We start from the raw sequence: 22855 nt of genomic DNA on the forward strand, positions 1-22855 counted from the left end.
CTATGAGCGATTTCAGCACCCTCGAAGTGATTCGCGACCCGCGCGGCTTCGCCACCCTGTGGCTTAGCCGCGAGGACAAGAACAACGCGTTCAACGCGCAGATGATCCGCGAGCTGATCGTCGCCATCGATCGGCTGGCCGACGATACCGGCTTGCGCTTCGTACTGCTGCGCGGGCGTGGCCGGCACTTCAGCGCCGGTGCCGACCTGGCCTGGATGCAGCAGTCGGCGCAGCTGGACTTCAACACCAACCTGGATGACGCCCATGAACTGGGCGAACTGATGTACGCCCTGCACCGGCTCAAGGTACCGACCCTGGCCGTTGTCCAAGGTGCGGCGTTTGGCGGCGCACTGGGCCTGATCAGTTGCTGTGACATGGCCATTGGCGCCGAAGACGCCCAGTTGTGCCTGTCGGAAGTGCGCATCGGCCTGGCCCCGGCGGTGATCAGCCCGTTCGTGGTCAAGGCCATCGGCGAGCGTGCCGCGCGCCGCTATGCCCTGACTGCCGAGCGCTTCAGCGGTACACGGGCCCGCGAACTGGGCTTGCTGGCCGAGGTATACCCCGCCAGCGAGCTGGACGCACAGGTGGCGATATGGGTGAACAACCTGCTGCACAACGCCCCGCTGGCCCTGCGTGCCACGAAAGAGCTGCTGCGTGAAGTGGACGACGGCGAACTCAGCCCGGCGCTGCGCCGCTACTGCGAAAACACCATCGCCCGCATCCGCGTCAGCGCCGAAGGCCAGGAGGGCCTGCGCGCCTTCCTGGAGAAACGCCCACCCGCCTGGCAAACCGCTGAGACCAAGGAGCCGCGCCCATGAGCCGCCCCGCTTTGACCACCCTGCTGGTCGCCAACCGCGGCGAAATCGCCTGCCGCGTGATGCGCACCGCCAAGGCCATGGGCCTGACCACCGTCGCCGTGCACAGCGCCATCGACCGTGACGCGCGGCATAGCCGGGAAGCGGATATCCGCGTGGACCTGGGCGGCACCAAGGCCGCCGACAGCTACCTGCTGGTCGACAAGCTGCTGGCTGCTGCCAAGGCCAGCGGGGCCCAGGCCATTCACCCAGGTTACGGTTTCCTCTCCGAGAACGCAGGCTTCGCCCGCGCCATCGAGCAGGCGGGGCTGGTTTTCCTCGGCCCACCGGCCAGCGCCATCGACGCCATGGGCAGCAAGTCGGCGGCCAAGGCGTTGATGGAGGCCGCCGGGGTCCCCCTGGTGCCCGGTTACCACGGCGAAGCCCAGGACCTCGACACCTTCCGCGATGCGGCCAGGCGTATCGGCTACCCGGTGCTGCTGAAGGCCAGCGCTGGCGGTGGGGGCAAGGGCATGAAGGTCGTCGAGGAGGAAAGCCAGCTGGCCGATGCCCTGGCGTCGGCCCAGCGTGAGGCGCAGGCGTCGTTCGGCGATGCGCGCATGCTGGTGGAGAAGTACGTGCTCAAGCCGCGCCATGTGGAAATCCAGGTGTTCGCCGACCAGCACGGCCATTGCCTGTACCTCAACGAGCGCGATTGCTCGATCCAGCGCCGCCACCAGAAGGTGGTCGAAGAAGCCCCCGCCCCCGGCCTGTCGGCCGAACTGCGCCAGGCCATGGGCGAGGCGGCGGTACGGGCGGCGCAAGCGATTGGCTATGTCGGTGCCGGTACGGTGGAATTCCTGCTCGACGCCCGTGGCGCGTTCTTCTTCATGGAAATGAATACCCGCCTGCAAGTGGAGCACCCGGTCACCGAGGCCATTACCGGCCTGGATCTGGTGGCCTGGCAAATTCGTGTGGCGTGCGGCGAGGCCCTGCCGATCACCCAGGATCAGGTGCCGCTGATCGGCCATGCCATTGAAGTTCGCCTGTACGCCGAGGACCCGGCCAACGAGTTTCTGCCGGCGACCGGCACGCTGGCGCTGTACCGTGAATCGGCAGCTGGCGAAGGCCGGCGGGTGGACAGTGGCGTGAGCGAAGGCGATGCGGTGTCGCCGTTCTACGACCCGATGCTGGGCAAGCTGATTGCCTGGGGCGAAAACCGCGAGCAGGCACGCCTGCGCTTGCTGGCGATGCTCGACGAATTCGCCATTGGTGGGGTGAAGACCAACCTCGCGTTCCTGCGGCGCATTCTGGCGCACCCGGCGTTCGCCGCGGCGGAACTGGATACCGGCTTCATTGCGCGGCACCAGGCCGCTTTGCTGCCGGCACCACAGCCGCTGCCGGTCAGCTTCTGGGAGGCCGCAGCCGAAGCCTGGCGGCAGGGCCAGGCCGGGCAACAGCGCGAAGATGACCCCGGTTCGCCATGGGCCGAGCGCAGCGGCCTGCGCCTGGGCCTGCCAGCGCGCAGTAGCCTGCACTTGGTCAGTGCTGGCCAGGACCACGCTGTGGGCCTGGAGCACAGTGCGGCGCCCACCTGGCAGTTACTGGGCGAGCAGTTGGTGCATGACCACGCCGGCGTGCGTCGCCAGCACCTGGCGATGCGCCGCGGGGCTACGTTGTACTTGCAGTGGGGCGGCGAGATGCATGCCATCGAAGCCTTCGACCCGATCGCCGAGGCCGAGGCCAGCCACGGTCACCAGGGCGGCTTGGGTGCCCCCATGAACGGCAGTATCGTGCGGGTGCTGGTGGCGCCGGGGCAGGCGGTGGAGGCCGGTACCGCGCTGGTGGTGCTGGAGGCCATGAAAATGGAGCACAGCATTCGCGCGCCTCATGGCGGTACGGTGAACGCGTTGTTCTGCCAGGAAGGGGATATGGTCAGCGAAGGGACGGTGCTGGTCGAATTGGCGGAGTGAGTTGTCTAGCGGGGGTTGGCTGGTTGATGGGGCGCCGGGGTGGGGCTGCCAGGTGTTCGCCATACCCTTTGCAGCGCCTGTGAGATCGAGCGCCGCCCGCGCGGCGCATCGCGGGTAAACCCGCTCCTACGCTTGTTTCGGGCCAATTATGCCTGTGGGATTTGCGCGCGAACGCCTTGGCGCCCGCCACGATATCGCGTCGTAAAAACAAGGCGGTCGCGCGCGTCCGGCACAGGCAATACTGGCCCGAAACAAACGTAGGTGTTCGCCATACTCTTTGCAGCGCCTGTGAGACCGAGCGCCGCCCGCGCGGCGCATCGCCGGCAAGCCGGCTCCCACATCTGTTTCGGGCCAATTATGCCTGTGGGATTTGCGCGCGAACGCCTTGGCGCCCACCACGATATCGCGTCGTACGAACAAGGCGGTCGCGCGCGCCTGTCACAGGCAATACTGGCCCGAAACAAACGTAGGTGTTCGCCATACCTTTTGCAGTGCCTGTGAGACCGAGCGCCGCCCGCGCGGCGCTTCGCGGGTAAACCCGCTCCTACGTTTGTTTCGGGCCAGTTACGCCTGTGGGATTTGCGCGCGAACGCCTTGGCGCCCACCACGATATCGCGTCGTACGAACAAGGCGGTCGCGCGCGCCTGTCACAGGCAATACTGGCCCGAAACAAACGTAGGTGTTCGCCATACCTTTTGCAGTGCCTGTGAGACCGAGCGCCGCCCGCGCGGCGCATCGCCGGCAAGCCGGCTCCCACATCTGTTTCGGGCCAATTATGCCTGTGGGATTTGCGCGCGAACGCCTTGGCGCCCACCACGATATCGCGTCGTACGAACAAGGCGGTCGCGCGCGCCTGTCACAGGCAATACTGGCCCGAAACAAACGTAGGAGCGGGTTTACCCGCGAAGCGCCGCGCGGGCGGCGCTCGATCTCACAGGCGCCCCACTACCCAAGCCCTACACCCACCAGCCTCACAACAACCTAAAAACAGCTAGAAGGAGCCGTGCGCCCGCACAACCACCCCCAGAAATTCACAACCGTCTTCACACAGAACCGTTGGGTATCGAGTATTCAGCGGCTTGAGCATCTTGTCTCCGCCCTCCTCGACCAACTGCCGTAACACTGCTGGCCGCCCGGGCTGACGCGCAATCACCAGCCGGCCAGGCTCCGCCTGCAAGCCAGTATCCACCAGCACACGCATGCCTTCAGGCACGCTCCTGCCGCTGGTTGCATTCATCGAGTCATTTTCAACCACCAGCCAGAACGCATTACCTGCAGGCATGTAGTCCGTCTGCTCGTGCATCTCGCTGGTTTCAGGCAAAGGCCCGTGCAAGTCGGACCAACTCAGCACCGGGAAGCGAAAGCTCGCATAGCGCAGCGCTTCGGCCGACACTGGCTGCTGGGCCGCATAGCGACCAGGCGCTTCACGAACGATGTCACGCTCAACAACCATGACTTGTGCTTCCAGAAACACCAGCCCAAGTTTCTCGAGTTTCTCGTTTATCGTCTCCAACGTTGGCCGCCGCGTGCCCCGCAACCAATGACCCACGCCGCCCTGAGTCATGCCCAGACGTTCAGCCAGCTTCAGTTGGCTGAGGTTGTGTTCGCGCTTATAGCGCTTGAGAAATGCGTTCCAGTTTTCCATGAGCGGCAACAATACGGACTGTATTAGCCGCAGCAATACACAAATTGAATTATTTATTCGACAAATAATAGTACAGATTGACCTATCCTGTGATTCCAGTGTGCTTGAAGGGAAATCAGAAGGTGTCGCTATGAAACTACCGAAAAACGACGAAACAGATCTCGACAGCGAAGCAGCCCGCCGCGCCCTCGACTACTACCTCAACCCCAACCCGCCGCGCCCTACGCTGGACAACAAGATCTGGACCCTGCACGAAGGCGTGACCAGCGAGCAGGCCGAGGAACACGCCATCGCCCTGCTGCGCTGCGCTGCGGCCACCGCACAGGAAACCGCCACGCACCAGCACGGCAGCCAGCGCGAGCTGACCTTCGCGCTGATGCACATGATGGACATGGCACGTGCGCTGCTGGAGCACAAGCAACGTGAAGACCGGGGTTTGTAGGTAAACGGAAGGGAGAGCACGTGATGGCCGCGTAACGGCAAAGGCCCCGATTGCCGGGACAAGGAAGCGCACCGGTAAAACTTTTTTACCGGGATGATGAAAATTCATTTGACTGGCAAATGATAACGATTATTATTGCACTCAGCTGATCGCGAGATCTGCTGGATAACCTGAAAGCTTAGGTCGCTTTCAGATTATCTCCTCATCAGGCTAATCACGGTTTTTGACCCGGCTTTTTGCCGGGTCTTTTTTTGGGCTCTTCAGGCTAATGAAGATCGTGATGGCGCGCATGGTAGCAAATGTGTTTCAGGGCGTGAACGCTCATTACAAAACTTTGCGCAATCAGCACTTGAGAATCAATCTCGTTTCGCCTACGCTGCTCACGCATCACGGAAGATGCCCCCCTTCCCCTTTGTAGCGCAAGGAGCCGGTCATGACCCGTCTGCTGCTGCCCCTCGAACATCCCACCGCGGTCAATGGCCCTGATGCCGACAATGCCCTGCTGCACGCGCTGAAGCGGCTGCCACGCCGGGTGCAGCAAGTGATGCTGCTGAGCCGCCTCGACCAGCTGGACTTCGCCAGCATTGCCACCCGCCTAGACCTGCCACTGGCCACTGTCGAACGCAACATGGACCAGGCCCTGATGGCCGGGCGCTCGCGCCGGGATGTGCTGGCAAGCGTGGCCAGCCAATGGTACGTGCGCTTGCAGAGCCCCCAGGTGACCGCATGCGAGCGCATCGACTTCCGCCGCTGGCTGGACGCAGATGCCGCGAACTTGCAGGCGTTTCACCAAACGGAATTACGCTGGCGCAGCCTGCTGGGGCCGGCACGCCAGCTTGGCCAGGAGGGTTGGTACCGGCAAGGCCGGGCGGCGCTGTCGCTAGGCGGCTGCTCGGTGGCGGTCGGGGCTGGGCTGGCGGCGTTACTGGTGTGGGCATGGTGCAGCTGATGCCCGCTGCCGGTTCACTTCAGGCCCGCCAACTGCAGCCCCTCTGAAGCCTGCCCCCTCAGCCCATTACGCTGCCAATGAAATTCGCCAGCTCCGCCGTACGCGGCGCGGCGAATACATCACGTGGGTCACCGGTTTCGTGAACCTTGCCGTGGTGCATGAACACCAGCTTGTCACCCACTTCCCGGGCAAAGCGCATTTCATGGGTCACCATGATCAAGGTCATGCCTTCCTTGGCCAATTGCCGCACAACGCCGAGCACTTCGTTGACCAGTTCCGGGTCGAGCGCCGAGGTGATCTCGTCGCACAGCAAAACCTTGGGCGACATCGCCAGGGCGCGGGCGATAGCCACCCGTTGCTGCTGCCCGCCAGAAAGGCGGTCCGGGTAGGCGTCGAACTTGTCGCCCAGGCCAACCCTGGCCAGCATTTGCTCAGCCAGTTGGCGGGCCTGGGCCTTGCTGGTCTTCTTCACCACCTGCGGCGCGAGCATGACGTTCTCGCCTACCGTCAGGTGCGGGAACAGGTTGAACTGCTGGAACACCATGCCGACTTTCTGCCGCAGTGTGCGCAGGTCGGCGCGCGCGGCATCCAGGTACTCGCCATCCACTTCGATCACGCCGTCACTGATCGACTCCAGGCCGTTGAGCGTACGCAGAAAGGTACTTTTGCCGGAACCGCTACGGCCAATGATGGCGACCACTTCACCCTCTTCGATGCTCAGGTCTACGCCCTTGAGCACGTGGTTGTCGCCATAGTACTTGTGCAACGCAGACACTCTAAGCAGGGGCATGCAGCCTCCTTTCCAGGTAACGGGCGCTCAGCGAGAGCGGGTAGCAGAGCATGAAATAACCCACGGCTACCAAGCCGTAGATCAGGAAGGGCTCGAAGGTGGCGTTGGCGAGCATGCCGCCGGTCTTGGTCAGCTCGGTAAAGCCGATGATCGAAGTGACCGCCGTGCCTTTGACCACCTGCACCGAGAAGCCAACGGTGGGTGCCACGGCAATCCGCAGCGCCTGGGGCAGGATCACGTAACGCATCTGCTCCAGCCGGGTCATGGCCAGGCTGCCGGAGGCTTCCCATTGGCCACGTGGAATGGCCTCGACGCAGCCGCGCCAGGTTTCGGCGAGAAAGGCACTGGTGAACAACGTCAAGGCGATGGCCGCCGCCATCCAGGCCGAAATATCGACGCCGAACAGGGCAATGCCGAAAAACACCATGAACAACTGCATCAGCAGTGGCGTGCCCTGAAACAGCTCGATATAGCCCTTGGCGGCCCCGCGCAGCACGAAGTTGTCAGAGAGGCGCGCCAGCAGCACCAGCAGGCCGGCGACGCCACCGCAGATGAACGCCACCAGCGACAGCAGCAGGGTCCACTGCATGCCGACCAGCAAGTTGCGGACGATGTCCCATAAGGTGAACTCCATTCATCGCCTCCCCATCAGAAAGCGCTGCCCGAACCACAGCAGCACCTGGCGTACCGCAATGGCCATGATCAGGTACAGGCCCGTGGTCAGCAGGTAAGTCTCGAACGCCCGGAAATTGCGCGACTGAATGAAGTTGGCTGCAAACGACAACTCTTCGGTGGCGATCTGCGAACAAACCGCCGAGCCCAGCATGACGATCACGATCTGGCTCGACAGGGCCGGCCAGACTTTGGCCAGCGCCGGTTGCAGGACCACATGGCGAAACGCCTCGGCGCGTCTCATGGCCAGTGCCGCCGCCGCCTCCAGTTGCCCTTTGGGAATGGCCTGGATACCGGCGCGGATGATCTCGGTGGAATAAGCCCCCAGGTTGATCACCATGGCCAGCACCGCGGCTTGCCATTCTGTCAGGCGCACCCCCAACGCGGGCAAGCCAAAGAAGATGAAAAACAGTTGCACGATGAAGGGCGTGTTACGGATCAGCTCCACGTACACGCCGAACAGCACATCGAACGGTTTGAGCCGCCAGGCACGCGCCACAGCGCCAAGTACGCCCAGGGCCACCCCGAACAGGGTGCCCACTGCGGTCAGCTGGAGGGTGAACAACGCCCCCTTGAGCAGCAGGTCGCCTTGGGCCAACACGGGCGCGAAATCGAATTGGTAGGCCATCAGTCAGCGAATCCAGAGGCAGTTCAGAGGTCGGCCGGCAATGGTTGCTTCAACCATTTTTCAGCATTGCGGTTGAGGCTGCCGTCTGCCTTGGCGGCATCGAGGGTGGCATTGACCTTGGCCAGCAAGGCAGGCTCCTGCTTGGCCAGCCCGACGTACACGGGCGAGTCCTTGAGCTTGACCTTCATCACCGGCACCTTGGCCGGGTTCTTCTCGGCGATGACAGCCATCACCACGCTGCCGCTGGCAATCAGTTCGACCTGGCCAGACAGGTACGCTGCGATGGTGGAGTTATTGTCCTCGAACCGCTTGATGACCGCGCCTTTGGGGGCAACCGCTGTCAGTTCCATGTCCTCGATCGAGCCGCGGGTCACACTGATGGTCTTGCCGGCAATGGCACCGATGTCGCTGATCGAGGTCTGCTCCGGGCCGAACACGGCCAGGTAGAACGGCGCATAAGGGCGGGAGAAATCGATCACGGCTTCGCGCTCGGCATTCTTGCCCAGGCTGGAGATCACCAGGTCGACCTTGCCCGTGGTGAGGAACGGAATGCGGTTGGTGCTGTTGACGGGCGTGAGGGCCAGCTTGACGCCCAGCTTGTCCGCCAACAACTGCGCCGTGTCGATGTCCAGGCCGCGGGGCTTGAGGTCGGGGCCAACCGAGCCGAACGGTGGAAAGTCCTGGGGCACGGCCACTTTGAGCACGCCACGGGCGGTGATGTCGGCCAGGGCGTCGGCCTGGGCCTGGGCAGCGCCCAGTGCGCCACCACACAGCAGCGTCGCCAGCAACAGGGAGCGGATGTTTTTCATGGGAAAGCCTCGGGGTATGCAGAAGGTCGTTAGCGCTGAAACTGCACAGCCCGTGCCAGCATTGGCGCCTGGCCCCGGAAAAGCCCTGGGCATGCGGCTGTTTGCGGTCTTACTGGTCTGAACAGTCAGCCCATCAGCCCTGGCCGTGCCCCGCTTTCGTGCAGCCTGCCCTGCCCTTGCGCCAGCACGGAGCGAGGCTTGCCAGACACCCGGTAAAGCCTTTACAAAGCGCAGACCGCTTACCAACTGGTCTGAACAGATGCTCGACACGCTCCCCCGCGCCGTTCCGGAAATAGCCTTGCAGGCCATTCGCAAGCTGATCGAGGCAGGCGACTATCAACCCGGCGATGCCCTACCCTCGCAACGCGACCTGGCCGAGCAGTTGGGTATCAGCCGTGCGTCGCTGCGCGAAGCGCTGTCGTCATTGAGTGCGCTGGGGGTGGTGAGCGTGCAACCGGGCAAGGGCGTTTTCGTCCAGGCGCCCTCGGCACCCCCGGCGGCCACGTTTTCCTGGCCATACGCCGAACAGGTATCGGCGGTCGATACCTTCCAGTTGCGCTATGCCTTGGAAGGGTTCGCTGCAGGCCTGGCGGCCCTGTACCTGACCGGTGCGGATATCGATGCGCTGGAGGCGAATGTCGAGGCGATGCGCCAGGAGCTGCGTGCCGGCCGTTTCGACGCCGCCGCCCGCCTCGACTACGCCTTCCATCGGCGCCTGCTGGAAGCCAGCGGCAACCTGGCGATGCTGCAGGTGATCACCGCCAGCCAGGACATTTTCCTGGAAAGCCAGAAACTGCCCTTCATTCGCCCAGAGCGGGCCATGGAAACCTGGCAAGAACACCGCAAGATCCTGCGCCAGCTGGCCCGTGGCAACCAGGCCGGTGCACAGCGTGCCATGCAAGAGCATATCCGCAATGCGGCTGCCCGTACCGGTGTGGTATTTGCGGCCTGACACCCAGCCATCTTGCAGCCGCCGAGCCCGTGGTTTTCCGCAGCTTTACCAGGCCTGGTCAGAGCTGAAACCGGCGCAGCTGCCCCTGCAGTGAATTGCCCAAACCGGCCAACTCGAGGCTGGCCTTGCTGGTCTGTTCGCTGGCGGTCTGCCTGTTCGGTGATGTCGCGCACATTCAGCACATGGCGATTGATTTCTTCGGCGACAGCACCCTGCTGTTCGGCAGCCGCCGCGATCTGCTGGGTCATGCCCTGAATGCCGCCGATGCTGTGGGTGATGAGCGCAATGCCTGCATCGCGGGCCAGTGCGCTGCGCCAAGGCACGCACCTCGTCCGCGACTACAGCGAAGCCACGCCCGGCCTCGCCTGCACGCGCGGCCTCGATCGCCGCGTTCAATGCCAGCAGGTTGGTTTGTTCGGCCACCGCCTTGATAACGTCGAGCATGCTGCCAATGCGCCCGCTTTCTTCAGCCAGTGTACTCACCGCTGCGCTGGTCAGCTCCACCTCGGCAGACAGGTTCTCGATGCGCGCAATCGCGCTTTTGACGATGTCGCCGCCACTGACAGCATCCTGCGCCGCCTGGTTGACCGAGCGCGCGGTTTCGACCGCGTTGCGGGCCACATCCTGCCGCATCACGGGTATCGTCCTGGCGCATCTGCATCTGCTGGTCGTACAGGGCCTGGCTGGTCCGCAGCAATGCATCACCCTGCTTCTGGATGTCCTTGAGCAGGGTGTCGATGCGGGTCAACGCCGCGCGGTGAGTGTCCAGCGAGGCCCGGTAGGCGGTCGCAATGAAATGAATGCGAATGGGCAGCTGGGCGCGCCGTCCAGGCGATAAAGCGGACCGGGCCGGGCTCAGGCGATATTTGAGGCAGCGCGAGAGCGTGACAGGGTCACATAAATCAATCAAATGCAAATATCGAAGCAATTGTTGCGAATGCGGAATTAATAGCAGCTATTCACGGCGTTTCCCTATTGCCTGCATCCGATCGGGGCAGGCTTTCACTGCATGGCCTTTTGACGCTATTTTGCTGAGGTGCCGCTTTACGTCAGGCGCTTGAACATCAAAGGAATACCGTCATGCGCACCATTTGGTTCTTGTTACTCCCGGGCACACACATTCTGGACCTCGGCGGGCCGTTGCAGATCATGGCCAGCCTGGAAGAGCTCCGGTTGGCGCCGGTCAGCGTCCGTTGCATCGCAGCCAGACAACAGATGAGCAGCTATCAAGGTGTGACCTTGAGCGGCTTGCATCCCCTGCCAGAGCAGCTTTCGCCCGAAGATTTGCTGTTCGTGGTCGGCAACAAGCTGTCTACCAGCCCCAGCGATGCTGCGACCTTGGCCGCAACCGCGCAGTGGCTGGCGAACGTGATGGGGCAAACACCAACCGTGCAACTGTGTTCCATCTGCACCGGCGCGTTCCTGCTGGGCGAAGCCGGGCTGTTGAACGGCCGTGAATGCACCACCCATCATCGCTATGTCGGCCTGCTGCAGGCACGCTACCCAAAAGCCAGGGTGCTGGAAAATCGCCTTTTCGTGGAGGACGACGGTGTGTTCACCTCGGCGGGCGTGTCCAGCGGCACCGACCTGGCCTTGCATATCGTGTCGCTGCACTTCGGCAAAGCCGTGGCCAACCAGGTGGCCCAGGAACTGGTGATCTACCGTCGCCGTGCCGGCGAAGATGTGCAACTGCGCGCGGCAGACCTGGCACGCAACCACATCCACCCGCTGGTACACGCGGCCCAGGACTATATCGATACGCACCTGGGCAGCAGTTTCAGCTTTGAACAACTGGCCAGCCAGTTCAATGTCAGCTACCGGCACCTGGCACGCCTGTTTCGCGAGAACACGGGGCAAACCCTGCAGGACTACCTGCGCGCCCAACGCATTGACCTGGCCCGTGACCTCTTACGCGGGAGCCGCCTGAATGTGGAACAAATCGCCGAACGTTGCGGTTACGGCAGCAGCCATGCCTTTCGCCTGGCCTGGCGGCGGGAAATGCCGCAACCGCCACTGCAGTTTCGCAGCGTGATCACCCAAGACAACACCTAGTATCAGCGACCACTCACGGTGGGGGTGGCGAAACTGTCTGTGAAAAACGCTACCACAGCCTTGCGCGACGCCTCCCGGGCTGCTGGGTCCGGTGCCGAACGCCCCAAGCCGCCCTGGCCACGGTGCAGGAACGGGTCCTTGTATTCCTGCGCGGCTTCCAGGCCATTGAAACCATGCTCGGCACCAGGGTAGACCAGCACCTTTGCCCGTGCCTGGTCTTCGGCAGGCAGGCTTGCAACCAGTTTGGTACAAGCCTTGGGGTCATCATCGTACTGGTCCTTTTCACCGACCAGCACCAGCAGGCGGGCCGGCGCCAGGTGCTTCAAGTCATAGCCTGGCACACGGTTGTATCCCCAGCACACGGGATAGAATGCTGCCAAGGCTACGGGGCGTACCCCAGAGGCCTGTTGCAGCTCATCGTCGATGGACGCAGACGCCGCGAGCATCGCCTGGGCGCCACCCCATGAAAACCCGAGCACCCCTACCCGCTCGCTATCGACCCCTGGCTGATTGGCCAGGTAAGACAAGGCGCCCGCCAGGTCCGGCAAGGTATCGTGAACCCGGGGCGGCCGCCCCTGTGCGCCGCCAGCCAGCCGGCGCGCGCCCCACATGTCCAGTTCCAACGTGGCGATGCCGCGGGCATTGAGGTCGGCCGCGTGCAACGGCCCGCGTGAGTCCATCCCCGCCGAGCCGTGCAATATCACCACAGCCGGTGCTGGCCCGGCTTGGTTGGCCGGCATAGACAGTACCGCTGGCACCCTGATCGGTTTCAGTTTGCCGGCAGAAGGCAGGGGCTGGCTGTAGAACGAAACCAGCCGTTTGCTGACGCTGGCCACAGTCTCGCCAGCGTTGGATGCAACCTCAGCCTGGGCCGCTGCAAACGGCAGCGCACACCCCAACAACAGGCTGATGGCCAATTTTTTATACATTTCACGACTCCTGAATGCCCCTACGGGCTCTTATTGCTGCTGTTTCACAAAGAACGGACGCCCGTCTCAGCCGCACATCGTCATCGCGGCCACACCCTCGATGGGCCAGCGGCCAAGCGCCATCGGGTCCAGCACCACCATTGCGATCAGCACACAGCACCCCAAGCCGAACGCCACGGCATAACCGCGCACTTGCCGGGCGGTGCACGCGCCATACACCGCGACCAGGGCGAGCAATTGCATGCCCACGGCAAACACCCCGATGGAGAACCCGGAAGCGAGCAGTTCAGCCATTGGCCACCACACTGCGGGGGCGGCCCGGCGCTGCCTGTACCGTGGGTTGGTAGGCCACGGCATCGAAGGCCTGTTGCAGGTCGGCCTTGATATCGCTCACCCGCTCCAGGCCGACGCACAGCCTGATCAACCCGTCGGAAATGCCGGCGTGGCGCCGCGCTTGCGCATCCAGGCGGCCATGGGTGGTGCTGGCCGGGTGCGTGACCATGCTGCGGGTATCACCAATATTGGTGCAGCGCGCCACGCACTGCAGTTGATCGATCCATTGCCAGGCCGCTGCCTGGCCGCCGCAGATCTCGAAACTCAGCAAGCCGCCATGGCCGTCCTGTTGCCTGCACGCCAAGGCATGCTGAGGGTGTTGCGCCAGGCCGGTGTAATGCACAGCGCTGACCAGGGGTTGTTCGCCAAGCCACTGGGCCAGCTCCAGGGCGCCCTGTTGCACGCGCAGCATGCGGATTTCCAGGGTTTCCAGGCTTTTGAGCAACAACCAGGCATTGAACGGGCTGCAGGAAATACCCAACGTGCGCAACACGCCCCTCAACACCTGCATCAGGCTTTTGGAACCGGTCACTACACCGGCCAGCGCACGCCCCTGGCCGTCCATGTACTTGCCCGCCGAATGGATGACCAAGTCCGCACCCAGGCTGTGCGGGCGCTGGAGCACCGGCGTCAACAGGGTGTTGTCCACCACGACCAGCGCATCCTTGGCGTGCGCCAGAAGGCTGATGGCACGGATGTCACCAATTTTCAGCAGCGGGTTGGAGGGAGACTCCAGCACCGCCAGGCGGGTCTTGTCGTCGATCGCCTGCTGCCACTGGCCCAGGTCGGTAAGGTCGACGAACCGCGCCTCGATGCCGAACCGCGCCATGTAAACGCTGAAGGCACTGGCGGTGGTACCGAACACATCGCGGCTGCAGACAATGTTGTCACCCTGCTGCAGGAACCCATGGCACAGCGCGGTGAACGCGCCCATCCCGGAAGCGAACGCCACCGCGTCTTCCGCTTGTTCGAGCGCCGCCACGCGGCCTTCGAAGGCTTGCACCGTGGGGTTGGTGAAGCGGCTGTACACATTACCCTGCTGTTGCCCGCTGAAACGTTCTGCAGCCTCTTGCGCCGACGCAAAGGTATAAGCAGACGTCATGGCCAATGGCTCGCAGAAAACATCGGACAAATCGCTGACCCGATTGCTGTGCAGCGCCGAAGTTGCGTCAAAGCCGTCCAGGCCAATCGCAGACGATTGCATGGTGCATCTCCTAGTTTGCATTGAACAATGCGCAGTTGATCGGGGCTATTCCGCTTCAGCCACTGGCGGGGCCGAGGCTTCTGCGACTACACGTGCCGAAACCAGCCACAGGGAGGCCAGTGCAGCCATCACGGTGGCCGTCGCCAGGCCAACCAGGGTCAACTGGTAGCTTTGATGCCGGTCGAAATCCAGGGCGCCGAGCTGTGTGGCCAGCAACGCACCCAGCTGGTGTACGAGGAACAGCAGGCCAAACACCTTGCCTTTGATTTCGGCGCCATACAGGGCAAAGCAGAATGCTGACGTGAGCACCACCGTACCCAGGTAACTGGCACCGAACAGCACAGCAAACAGGTACGTACCCAGCGGCCCGGGCGTGGTCAGCAGGACGATCACCGCCGCCGTACGCAGCAGGTAGAACATCATCAGCAGCAGCCCTTTGTTGTAACGGGTAGCCAGCCACCCTGCCATCAGGCCACTGACCAGTTCCAGCACACCCAGCAAGCTCAGGCCGCTGGCCTGTACCGAGCTAGGCAGCCCCTCGCCCTGCCAAAACGACACCAGGTGCACGTCGATGAACGCCATGGTGGCCCCACAGCTGGCGAAGCTGAGGGCCAATACGAAGAACCGCGAATCACGCAACAGAAACGCGACCGAGTGCTTGACCAGCGCCGCCTGCGGGTCGGGCTTGAGCGCAACGGTGCGCGCCACCCAGTACAGCGCCAGGCTCAACGGCACCAGGAAGATCAGGCCGACCCAGGAGAACACCGGCTGCCAGCCCACGCGCTGCTGCAGCATGATCCACAGCGGCGAAAGCACGATGAAGCCGATCGACGTACCATTGGTCACGAAAGCGAAGGCGAAGGCCTTGAAACGCTCTGCGACCAGGCGATCGACCAGAATGCCCATGGGTACGTAAGTCATGGCGGCAAGGGCGAAGGCACCCAGCAGGCCATACAACAGGGTGAACAGCATCAGCTGGCTGCCGACCAAGGTCACCCCCAGCAGCACCACCCCTGCACTTACGCTGCCCAGGGCAACCGTGCTCAGCGGCCCAACCCGGTCGCTCAGCCAACCCACCACCGGCGACACCAGGCCAATGGTCAGCACGAACAAAGAACCTGCCGTGGCCAAGGCTGCACGCCCGCCACCGAAATGCGTGGCCAGGTCGACGAAGTACACTTGATACAGCCCTTTCAGGGCGCTGGACAGGAACATCACCACGAAGCCGACTACCAGCACCGAGACGATCAGGGTTGAGCTGAATTTCTGTTTCATGGCCAATCCTCTGCGCGGGGTATTACACCGCTTCGGCCTGGGGAGCCCGGCAATACACCTGGTACATGTTTTCGTACATCGCGTAGAACAGCTGGCAGGTGTGATCGACCGCTTGCAATGCCTCTTGTTGCATCTGGGCCGTGGTGCACAGCTGCGAAACCAGATCCAGGCCTTCGTTGACGTGGCCAACGTCTTCCTTCTGGTGCACGGAGAAGAACAGCAAGTCGTGCTCGGTCAGGCCGTACGCCCGGCCGAGCAGCACGTGACGTGCATCACCGGCAACGGTCTCGAGGTTTTGCCCTTCGCTGGCGATCATCACCGCGGCCGCCCCCACGTGGTAGCGCGCCGGGTCACGTACCGCCTGCAGGCGGTAGTCGATCAGCTCCCAGGTGGCCGGCAGCGGTTGCTCGGCATCGCGCTCGGCATCGCTGATGCCCAGTGCACGCAAGAAATTCTGCATGAGCACCACATGGTTATCGGTGCGCGAGAGCCGCCCGGTCTCCTCCTCGAAGCAGTTGGTGATCAGCGCGCGCTTGTGGGCAGGCAGCGGGCAATGGAAGAACAGGTGCTCCACATAAGTCAGGAAGTACTTGGTGAGTTGGTAACCTTGCAGCGCAACCTTGCGCAGCAGCGGCTTGTTGCCTTCAGGTGAAAGCAGTGCTTCGAAGATCGGGTGAGACAGCGTCAGATGGTGGTGCAGTTTCTGCTCCAGCTGATCGCGAAAGGCGGCAGTCGACAAGGCCATGGTGGCGTTCCTTGAATGATGAAAAAGGGGGGCCCTTGGCGGCGATGGCCGCAGGCGAACGATTGAGGGCGCTTCAGCTCAGGTTGAGTCGCTGGGCCAGGCTTTGTACTGACTGGGCCATGTAGTGGCCGCGGTGCTTCTCACCGTTGACCCGCGCGTAGTCGTCGAGCACGCCGTAGGTCTGAAACCCGAAGCGTTGCCATAGGCGGTGGGCACGGGTGCCTTCGCGTACGTCCAGGGTCAGCAGTTCGATACCCTTCGCCTGGCACAGCCGCACGATTTCCGCGAAGGCCCGGGCCACCAGCCCGGAGCCCCGGTAGTCTGGGTGTACCACGCCTTTGCTCAGGTCAGCGATGTGGCGGCAGTTGGGCATGCTGCTACGGGACAGAATGACCAGGCACGCCGGGCCGGCAGGTGCACGGCCGAGCAAAGCGTAGGTATGCCCGCCCTCGATACGCGCCTGCAACGCCGCGGCGAAATCGACACCTTGGTCGACCGACATCGCCTGCTCGTAGCCCAGCACCCCGCCATCCTCAACCGTGCTGTTGATGAGCTTCATGATGTCCAATGCAACAGTACGGTCAGCCCGTTGTAGCCATTGCAACTGCGCCTCGGTGGAAACTTGTGGCGCCAAGGAGAGGGAAGTGTTCATGGTGAAATCCCGTGTACGTTCAGGCAGGGATTTAACCGTTTAGGTGTAACGTGGAGTAAGCAGGCAATCGGACAGAAAACGGAAAGATAGTGACAACCCTCAACCTGCCCGGGAACCGCGGCGCAGACGCTGTGCTGCACCGCGCCGCCTGCTCGGCGGGCAGGGTCGCGCCCCCGCCCGGTGCCGTGGCATTTTTCAAACGATCCCTGCGCCCCTGCGAACCCCGCCTTACAGCCGGGCCTCAAGCGGCTGCTGCAGCAACCCACGGGGTAACTGGAAGCCCTTGAACGGTTCCTGGGTAATGGGGTTGAACGCTTTTTCAGCGCTGAGCCGGTAGCGCATCACGCCATCACCGGTGCTGAAGCTCAGGTCCACGCTGGTTGCGGTTCGCCCATTGAGCGAACCGCGGCTGAGCAAGCGGAACATCGACCAGGGGCCTCGGTACTCCAGGCGGCTGCTACTGCCGTTCTGCCTGAGCAGGGTCAGGTTACTGCGCACGTGCCGGCCAAGCGTGTTCGGCCAGATGATGCCGGTGAGCTGCCGCGGGCCATGGGTGTAGGCAATCAGCTGGCCGTCAAGGTCCAGCAGGCTGGTGCGCTGGTTAGCGCTGAGCCCCAGCGGCTCGATGCTGAACTGCACGCTTAGGTTGCCACGCTGGTCGAAGAAGGTTTCGCGAATGCGGTTGGCCAGCGCCAGCTGCTCGATCACATCGCTGCGAATCAGCGACTGCCCTTGCGGGCCGGCGCGCAGCGCCTCGAGGTTGTCGTGCAGGAACGCCCTCAGGTATTGATCACTGAAGCGCTGCAACCGCCCCTGCGGCCCGAAGAACGCCTCGAAGTCATCCAGCGACGCATCCGGCGCCCTGGCCACGAAAGGGTAACGCCCGGCAAGGCGCTGCTGGAAGAAGCTGTAGACCTCGGTGTCCCAGCGCCGCTCCAGCTCGCGCAGGGCTTCGATGTGCAGCACGCGGGCGGTTTCATCGGCCACTTTCCTGGCGTGGTGATTGAGCGGTTCAGGCAAACCGGTGGCCACCCGTTGCAAGGTGCCGATCGGGTCCGGGCCGGTCATCGCAAAACGCTGCTGCACCGCTTGCAGGGCGGCCTTACCCCGGTCTGGGCTGCCCTGCACGGCCTTGGCGTAATCGTGCACGGCCACCATGGCCGCCAGCACTTCATCGTAGTAGCTTGGCTTGTCTTGCGTTGCATGCAGCATCCCGTTCAGCCCCGCAAAAGCCCGCTGGATGGCCCAGGCCTGCTGGCGTTCGGGCTCGCTGCCTGTGGGCATGAGCGTGTCGCTGGCGCTGCCCGTGTCGAGTACCTCAGCCGATGACAGCGAAGTGTTGGCGTTCACCGTAGCCAGCAGCCGATGCCACGGCGCCGCGGGCCCGGTCAGCTGCTGCAGGACCATTACGCCGTGTTCGAGGTCGTGAAAATCCGCCACCGAAACGGCATTCAATGCACGCCGCCAGCTGTTGATGTAATCGGCGCTGTACAGGTTGCGCAGACGCTCGTTCAACACCGCCCGGTCAGCGTCCGAGTACTCGAGCTGGCTGCGCTCACCCAGCGCCCACTGGTCGATCATCGCCATGTCGGCGAAGCCTTGGCTGTGGGGCTCGAAGTACTCCTTGAAACCCTTGGCGGTGTGTATCGGCGCTAGTCGCACATCCTCGCCGCTGGCCCCAGCCGAGCGCTGGAAAACCACGTCGAACGCGGGGCCGACCTGCTGACGCAAATCCAGGCCCGTGAGCAGGTGTTCCTGAGCCTGCTGCTTGAGGCCGGCATATACCCGCTCCGGTAACGGCACCTTGCGCAACGCCGCCTGCACCATGGCGATACGCTGGCGGTACTGCGGCAACTCGGTGTCGGCATAGGCCAAGGCGTACTTCAGGTGGCGCATGAGGTCGCGCTGCAGCTGCCCTTGGCCAGGAAACTGTTGCTGCCACTGGCGGGCCATCCACGTCTCGACCCACTCAGGCCGCCGGTTCTGGCGGTCTTCCAGCATACGGTAAACCCGCAGGGCAGCCATTTGCCGCTCACTGCCTGGCGTAGCGGCATCCATGGCGTCGATCACGCCACTGGCCAAGGCCGGCAGGAATCGCCTGGAGAGCAAGCTGAGGTAGGCCTCATCGACACGCGGGCCAATGATACGCCCCTGGTAGAGGCCTAGATCGGAGATACCCGGCCAGGCGGCGCGGTAGTCGCCAAACACCGAAACCGCATCGCGGATCTGGTCCAGCGGCTCCAGCAGGTTGCGCCCGGTCGGGTCCAGCCGCTGATCCACCTGGTGGTGGCTGTACTCCCGGCTTTTGGCCAGCACGTTGGCGGCCTTGGCGCCATTGATGTCGAAAAAGCGCTGCCAGCTGGCTATGGCAACACAGAAAGCCAGTACGCCTACACCCGAGCCGACCCATAACAACTGGCGCTTGCTGCGCGCTACCTTGATGTTGTCTCCGGCAAGCCCCGCCTCCTTGTAGATGACACGCCCGAACGCGTGCTGGATGAAGTAGGCAAACGCTTTGCCTTGCGCCTTGCCCTCCAGCAACGGAAGCGCTGTGTTGTAGGGCTGGGCTGACTCGCGCACGAAGGCATTGAGCACGTCACCTTGCTGAATGACCGAAGACCAGTACACCCCCCGCACCAGGGCGGGTGTGGTGTAGCGGTCACTCGCCAGCGTTTCTTTCAGGAAACCCAGCAGTATCGGGCGCAAGCCGATCAACTGGGCATGCAACGAGAACAGCCGCGCGCGCTGCGGCGCACTGGCCAAGGTATCGAGTCGATCCACCACCTGCTCGAACAGCCGGCTGAGCAACTGCTGGTAATGATCGCCATACTCCTCCAGCCAGGCATCGAAGGTGCCGACCGTATCGAGCTTGAAGGTGAAGCCCAGCATGTTTTCCCGCAGGTCGACGGGGAGGCCCGCATAGAGCTGGTCAAAGCCGTCCAGCAGGTCGAATTTGCTCAGTACCACATACAACGGCAGGCGCGAGCCCAACTGGGTGCTGACTTCGTACAGCCGCGTGCGCAGCCTGTAGGCCAAGGCAACACGCTGCTCGGGCGTACCCTGCAATAACGCAGGCAGGTCCACGACCAGCACCATGCCATTGAGTGCCCGCTGGCTGCGATTGCGTACGAGCCACCCCAGCAGGTGCTGCCAGAGCCTGGCGGGTGTAGCCGGTGGCACTTGCGGGGCACCTGGCGCCCCGGCGAGCGAGCCTGCCGGCGAGTCCTGCCTGATAAAGGCCCCGGGCGGATCGATGATCACCGCCTCGTTGCTGACCCACCAGCCTATCGGGAAGGCCAGGGCCTGCGCCTGTGTACCCCGCGCCTGCACCGTGTCGATCCGGGTCAGGGAAAAGCTTTGCTCCGTACGGTCAATGAAACTGGACTTGCCCGCATGCTGGTCGCCTATCACCAGGTACCAAGGTAATCGGTACAGGGCACGCCGCCCTCCGGCACTGCCAAGCAATCGCGCCAGCCCTTGGTCCAAAGCATTTTCCTGCGCCCGAAGCAACGGCAATACGCTGTCCAGCTCTGCGGCCGCCGCCTCGTTGCGCTCTGCCTGAAGGCGCACGTAGCGCCTGCGCAGCACCAACAGCCAGCACAGCAGCGGCACCAGCACAAGCACCAGGCTGGCTAGACTGCGGTGCGCGATGCTCGCCAGCGGATGCTGTTCGCGCCATGCCCACTGTGGGCCAAGCCACCAGATGGCGACCAGCATCAGCACGCTGCCCAGCACGAGCAGCACAGGCATGGCCAGGCCGACTCGAGTGGCCAGGGGCAAAAGCCAACGTTTCAATAGCGTCCATCGTTGATTCATGGCGGGTCCTAGTCCTTGTTCTGATCGGCCAACGCATCAGGGGCGGCATGCTGTTGCAGGCGTTTGAACACCTCCGGTTCCCAGGCACTGGCCATGGTTTGCTGCATGGTTCGGGCAACGCTGGCGCACAGGTCCTGGGCCAGCCACGAGACGCCGCGCGCGGCCAGCAGATCGGCCGCGATCACGGTGGTGTGGCAGCGCTCACGCGGCGCGCGAATATCTGCCTGCATGGCCTGGAGCCTGAGCAAAACCGGCTCTACCCCACCGCTTTCCAGCTGGCTGACAAGTTCTTCGCGCAGGCCCACGAATTCTTGCGCCGTTTCAGCTTGCGGTTGCTGGCCTGCGCCTTTGAGCCAGGCCAGGCACTGGTCGTCCAGAAACGCCGTGCCGTCGCTGAAGCACAACTGCTGCAAGGCGGGGATACGCTGTACGAACCGGGCAGTCGCTGCGCGGATGGCTTCAGCCACCTCAGCCATTGCCAACCGGGTGGCGGCGGTGGCCGCAAGGAAGCTGCCGCGTATCCAGAAGGGGCAAGCCGACACGCTTTTTTCGATCCGCTGCAGCAACGCCGCGTCGAACGCGCTGCCGGCAATGGCCTCTTCATAATCGCTGGCGATCTCCAGCGGCACCGCCATCAGCTCGGTGCGGTGACCTTGCCCCGCTTGAGGCGCGGCCTGGATGTGAGCCCACAAGCCGAACCGACGCAACTGATAACCCGTTGGATCGTAAGGGTCCTGCTGGTTGATCAGCTCAGCCATGCTCAGTACCGCCCTTCGTGATTCACGCTCGTTGCCCAGGGACACGCGGGGCATGGGTGTGGCGATGACTTCGGCCAGTGGCGCGGGCTTGATGACGGGCGCCGAAGCCCTGGCCGCAACAGGCTCGCCTGCGCCACTCGCCAGTTCCGAGTGCTTGCGTAGCCGTCGCGCCACATCTTCGAGCATGGCGTCGTCCAGCAGGGCCACGGCTTGCAGCTGTTGCAACCGCAGCAGGGCCTGTTGCGCCCCGGCCGCATGCGCAGGGCTATAGGTGAAGCGGTCTAGGTGCGGCAGGGCCTCGTTCAAACGGTTGAGCACCAAGCCAACCAGCTTGCGCTTACCCAGGTAACCCTTGGGCCCTGGCTTGGGATAAGCCGTCTCCCAATAGCGCTCGACCATGCCGGCCAGCAAGGTCAACGTGAGCGCCCAGCGTTCCCAACACGCACTGCGAAGCCATGCGGCACCCAGGTGCGCCACGATGCGCAGATGCTTGCACTGCTGCCCCAGGTACTGGCGCGACGCTTCCTCGATGTAGACCCAATCGATAGTGGCCTCCTGCAGACCACCCAGCTTGACCATTTCCTGGTCGATGGCCTGGTAGGTTTCATCCTCCACATCGAACAGGCCGGCCGGTGCCTGCGCGTCGATGGCTGTGAGCAACCGGGCGATTTCCTGTGCATTGACCTCGGCTACCAGCGACATGCCTTGCGCACCTCGCCGATAAGCGGGTCGAGCCCCTGAGCGTCGAAGACCAACCCGCCAACGGCAGGGTTTTCGCTGTGCACCTGGATGCGCCGGGCCCCGATCAGCTGCCTGATCTGCTCGATTCCGGGCAGGCCGCGGCCGGCATCGAGCACCTGACCGTTCTCCGTTACCTGCCAGGGCGTCGCGGCGGTGGCGCCGTGCTCCCCCTGCAAGCGCACCGTTAGCCGGCTGGCATCCACGGGGTGTGCGGCGATCAGTTGCAACCGGGAGATGTTCTGCAAACAGCTGATTACCAGGTAGGGGTGCGGTGCAGCCGAAGCGATTGCGGGTGCAGAGATCGTCAGCCCCTCGTTTTCACGCGTGAGCCGGAACGTCAAGTCGTCGGCCTTTCGGCCTGTTTCATAGGCCAGCACACGACGCACCGTGGGTGAGTCCTGCTCCGGTGCCGACCACTGCGCGACCACGCGGTGCGCAGGTGTTCCGGCGGATTGATCGAAACAGGCCAGGCGCTCAACGTTGGATACGATGCGCGAGCAATTCTGATCGGCATGCACTGGCAGTGGCATGCAGTTGATTATCAGAAAAAGACCTGCGCCAGAGGTATGTTTCGCCAGGCATCGCAATTAAATTCCCTCTCGATAGTACATATGCCCTGCATCAGCTCCGCTGATACTTAAACGCATTCACGGGCACTCCTACCCGCGAACGGCAAGAGCCTAGCTCATAAAAAAT

21 protein-coding genes and 1 pseudogene are annotated in these 22855 nt (G+C 63.3%); 6 read left to right on the plus strand and 16 right to left on the minus strand.

Going from position 1 to position 22855, the window contains the following annotated elements:
• Positions 1-2 precede the first annotated feature (2 nt).
• Entirely contained in the window at positions 3-818 is an 816-nt protein-coding gene (locus GEV39_RS15680; protein WP_173890262.1) for a gamma-carboxygeranoyl-CoA hydratase, read from the plus strand.
• Positions 815-2767, plus strand: coding sequence for an acetyl/propionyl/methylcrotonyl-CoA carboxylase subunit alpha (locus tag GEV39_RS15685; protein ID WP_173890264.1), 1953 nt, complete (start codon positions 815-817; stop codon positions 2765-2767). Before GEV39_RS15680 ends, GEV39_RS15685 begins: the two co-directional genes overlap by 4 nt.
• Before the next feature lie 991 nt (positions 2768-3758).
• Here GEV39_RS15685 and GEV39_RS15690 read toward each other — a convergent pair.
• Positions 3759-4412 (minus strand): LexA family protein, encoded by a 654-nt coding sequence (locus tag GEV39_RS15690; RefSeq protein WP_173890266.1) that lies wholly within the window; start codon positions 4410-4412, stop codon positions 3759-3761.
• 130 nt (positions 4413-4542) lie between these two features.
• On the opposite strand from GEV39_RS15690, the gene GEV39_RS15695 reads away from it, so the two are divergent.
• Together GEV39_RS15695 and GEV39_RS15700 are read left to right on the plus strand one after the other, a co-directional pair.
• Entirely contained in the window at positions 4543-4854 is a 312-nt protein-coding gene (locus GEV39_RS15695) for a DUF6124 family protein (protein ID WP_173890268.1), read from the plus strand.
• Positions 4855-5287: 433 nt separating this feature from the next.
• Positions 5288-5803: a DUF4880 domain-containing protein gene (locus GEV39_RS15700; protein WP_173890270.1), complete on the plus strand. Its 516-nt coding sequence runs from the start codon at positions 5288-5290 to the stop codon at positions 5801-5803.
• Between the two features lie 58 nt (positions 5804-5861).
• Here GEV39_RS15700 and GEV39_RS15705 read toward each other — a convergent pair whose 3' ends face one another.
• The 4 genes from GEV39_RS15705 to GEV39_RS15720 are packed head-to-tail and all read right to left on the minus strand — an operon-like array spanning position 5862 to position 8702.
• Positions 5862-6593, minus strand: coding sequence for an amino acid ABC transporter ATP-binding protein (locus GEV39_RS15705; RefSeq protein WP_173890271.1), 732 nt, complete (start codon positions 6591-6593; stop codon positions 5862-5864).
• Positions 6580-7227, minus strand: a complete 648-nt coding sequence (locus GEV39_RS15710; protein ID WP_009686365.1) for an amino acid ABC transporter permease — start codon at positions 7225-7227, stop codon at positions 6580-6582. The genes GEV39_RS15705 and GEV39_RS15710 overlap by 14 nt, the downstream gene beginning before the upstream one ends.
• On the minus strand, positions 7228-7893 hold the full coding sequence (locus GEV39_RS15715) for an amino acid ABC transporter permease (RefSeq protein WP_173890273.1): 666 nt from the start codon (positions 7891-7893) through the stop codon (positions 7228-7230).
• A gap of 23 nt (positions 7894-7916) precedes the next feature.
• A complete protein-coding gene (locus GEV39_RS15720) occupies positions 7917-8702 on the minus strand; it encodes a transporter substrate-binding domain-containing protein (RefSeq protein WP_009686363.1) in 786 nt (261 codons plus the stop codon).
• A 259-nt stretch (positions 8703-8961) separates the two neighbouring features.
• Here GEV39_RS15720 and GEV39_RS15725 point away from each other — a divergent pair, with 259 nt between their 5' ends.
• Positions 8962-9654, plus strand: coding sequence for a FadR/GntR family transcriptional regulator (locus GEV39_RS15725; RefSeq protein WP_173890275.1), 693 nt, complete (start codon positions 8962-8964; stop codon positions 9652-9654).
• A gap of 303 nt (positions 9655-9957) precedes the next feature.
• Here GEV39_RS15725 and GEV39_RS26115 read toward each other — a convergent pair.
• Both GEV39_RS26115 and GEV39_RS26420 read right to left on the minus strand, forming a co-directional pair.
• Positions 9958-10203, minus strand: a pseudogene (locus GEV39_RS26115) (methyl-accepting chemotaxis protein); the annotation flags it as partial.
• Positions 10121-10582, minus strand: a complete 462-nt coding sequence (locus GEV39_RS26420) for a methyl-accepting chemotaxis protein (protein WP_349306021.1) — start codon at positions 10580-10582, stop codon at positions 10121-10123. The gene GEV39_RS26420 and the pseudogene GEV39_RS26115, both read right to left, overlap by 83 nt.
• Positions 10583-10734: 152 nt before the next feature.
• Between GEV39_RS26420 and GEV39_RS15735 the strand changes: the two genes are divergently transcribed.
• Positions 10735-11706, plus strand: a complete 972-nt coding sequence (locus tag GEV39_RS15735) for a GlxA family transcriptional regulator (RefSeq protein WP_173890277.1) — start codon at positions 10735-10737, stop codon at positions 11704-11706.
• 2 nt (positions 11707-11708) lie between these two features.
• Here GEV39_RS15735 and GEV39_RS15740 read toward each other — a convergent pair whose 3' ends face one another.
• The 9 genes from GEV39_RS15740 to vasI form a co-directional block, all read right to left on the minus strand.
• Positions 11709-12635 (minus strand): dienelactone hydrolase family protein, encoded by a 927-nt coding sequence (locus GEV39_RS15740; protein WP_173890279.1) that lies wholly within the window; start codon positions 12633-12635, stop codon positions 11709-11711.
• Positions 12636-12701: 66 nt separating this feature from the next.
• Entirely contained in the window at positions 12702-12929 is a 228-nt protein-coding gene (locus GEV39_RS15745; protein WP_173890281.1) for a hypothetical protein, read from the minus strand.
• Positions 12922-14172, minus strand: a complete 1251-nt coding sequence (locus GEV39_RS15750; protein WP_173890282.1) for an aminotransferase class V-fold PLP-dependent enzyme — start codon at positions 14170-14172, stop codon at positions 12922-12924. Before GEV39_RS15750 ends, GEV39_RS15745 begins: the two co-directional genes overlap by 8 nt.
• Before the next feature lie 45 nt (positions 14173-14217).
• Positions 14218-15447 (minus strand): MFS transporter, encoded by a 1230-nt coding sequence (locus tag GEV39_RS15755; protein WP_173890284.1) that lies wholly within the window; start codon positions 15445-15447, stop codon positions 14218-14220.
• 22 nt (positions 15448-15469) lie between these two features.
• Positions 15470-16192, minus strand: coding sequence for an iron-containing redox enzyme family protein (locus GEV39_RS15760; RefSeq protein WP_009686353.1), 723 nt, complete (start codon positions 16190-16192; stop codon positions 15470-15472).
• A gap of 73 nt (positions 16193-16265) precedes the next feature.
• Positions 16266-16844, minus strand: a complete 579-nt coding sequence (locus tag GEV39_RS15765) for a GNAT family N-acetyltransferase (RefSeq protein ID WP_173890285.1) — start codon at positions 16842-16844, stop codon at positions 16266-16268.
• A 228-nt stretch (positions 16845-17072) separates the two neighbouring features.
• Positions 17073-20660: a type VI secretion system membrane subunit TssM gene (gene tssM / locus GEV39_RS15770; protein WP_173890287.1), complete on the minus strand. Its 3588-nt coding sequence runs from the start codon at positions 20658-20660 to the stop codon at positions 17073-17075.
• Positions 20661-20668: 8 nt separating this feature from the next.
• Positions 20669-22120, minus strand: a complete 1452-nt coding sequence (gene tssA / locus GEV39_RS15775) for a type VI secretion system protein TssA (protein WP_173890289.1) — start codon at positions 22118-22120, stop codon at positions 20669-20671.
• Positions 22108-22689, minus strand: a complete 582-nt coding sequence (vasI, locus tag GEV39_RS15780) for a type VI secretion system-associated protein VasI (RefSeq protein ID WP_173890291.1) — start codon at positions 22687-22689, stop codon at positions 22108-22110. The genes tssA and vasI overlap by 13 nt, the downstream gene beginning before the upstream one ends.
• Positions 22690-22855: the final 166 nt, after the last annotated feature.

The organism is Pseudomonas sp. NY5710 (assembly GCF_013305665.1).
Lineage (GTDB): Bacteria > Pseudomonadota > Gammaproteobacteria > Pseudomonadales > Pseudomonadaceae > Aquipseudomonas > Aquipseudomonas juntendi.

What these genes read in the sequence shown, in the direction of transcription:
- GEV39_RS15760 (WP_009686353.1), bottom strand. Translation starts at nt 16,192, where the DNA reads ATGGCCTTGTCGACTGCCGCCTTTCGCGATCAGCTGGAGCAGAAACTG.
- GEV39_RS15700 (WP_173890270.1), top strand. Translation starts at nt 5,288, where the DNA reads ATGACCCGTCTGCTGCTGCCCCTCGAACATCCCACCGCGGTCAATGGC.
- GEV39_RS15695 (WP_173890268.1), top strand. Translation starts at nt 4,543, where the DNA reads ATGAAACTACCGAAAAACGACGAAACAGATCTCGACAGCGAAGCAGCC.
- GEV39_RS15715 (WP_173890273.1), bottom strand. Translation starts at nt 7,893, where the DNA reads ATGGCCTACCAATTCGATTTCGCGCCCGTGTTGGCCCAAGGCGACCTG.
- GEV39_RS15725 (WP_173890275.1), top strand. Translation starts at nt 8,962, where the DNA reads ATGCTCGACACGCTCCCCCGCGCCGTTCCGGAAATAGCCTTGCAGGCC.
- GEV39_RS15680 (WP_173890262.1), top strand. Translation starts at nt 3, where the DNA reads ATGAGCGATTTCAGCACCCTCGAAGTGATTCGCGACCCGCGCGGCTTC.
- GEV39_RS15720 (WP_009686363.1), bottom strand. Translation starts at nt 8,702, where the DNA reads ATGAAAAACATCCGCTCCCTGTTGCTGGCGACGCTGCTGTGTGGTGGC.
- GEV39_RS15705 (WP_173890271.1), bottom strand. Translation starts at nt 6,593, where the DNA reads ATGCCCCTGCTTAGAGTGTCTGCGTTGCACAAGTACTATGGCGACAAC.
- GEV39_RS15750 (WP_173890282.1), bottom strand. Translation starts at nt 14,172, where the DNA reads ATGCAATCGTCTGCGATTGGCCTGGACGGCTTTGACGCAACTTCGGCG.
- tssA (WP_173890289.1), bottom strand. Translation starts at nt 22,120, where the DNA reads ATGTCGCTGGTAGCCGAGGTCAATGCACAGGAAATCGCCCGGTTGCTC.
- tssM (WP_173890287.1), bottom strand. Translation starts at nt 20,660, where the DNA reads ATGAATCAACGATGGACGCTATTGAAACGTTGGCTTTTGCCCCTGGCC.
- GEV39_RS15685 (WP_173890264.1), top strand. Translation starts at nt 815, where the DNA reads ATGAGCCGCCCCGCTTTGACCACCCTGCTGGTCGCCAACCGCGGCGAA.
- GEV39_RS15740 (WP_173890279.1), bottom strand. Translation starts at nt 12,635, where the DNA reads ATGTATAAAAAATTGGCCATCAGCCTGTTGTTGGGGTGTGCGCTGCCG.
- GEV39_RS15735 (WP_173890277.1), top strand. Translation starts at nt 10,735, where the DNA reads ATGCGCACCATTTGGTTCTTGTTACTCCCGGGCACACACATTCTGGAC.
- GEV39_RS15755 (WP_173890284.1), bottom strand. Translation starts at nt 15,447, where the DNA reads ATGAAACAGAAATTCAGCTCAACCCTGATCGTCTCGGTGCTGGTAGTC.
- GEV39_RS15710 (WP_009686365.1), bottom strand. Translation starts at nt 7,227, where the DNA reads ATGGAGTTCACCTTATGGGACATCGTCCGCAACTTGCTGGTCGGCATG.
- vasI (WP_173890291.1), bottom strand. Translation starts at nt 22,689, where the DNA reads ATGCCACTGCCAGTGCATGCCGATCAGAATTGCTCGCGCATCGTATCC.
- GEV39_RS15745 (WP_173890281.1), bottom strand. Translation starts at nt 12,929, where the DNA reads ATGGCTGAACTGCTCGCTTCCGGGTTCTCCATCGGGGTGTTTGCCGTG.
- GEV39_RS15690 (WP_173890266.1), bottom strand. Translation starts at nt 4,412, where the DNA reads ATGGAAAACTGGAACGCATTTCTCAAGCGCTATAAGCGCGAACACAAC.
- GEV39_RS15765 (WP_173890285.1), bottom strand. Translation starts at nt 16,844, where the DNA reads ATGAACACTTCCCTCTCCTTGGCGCCACAAGTTTCCACCGAGGCGCAG.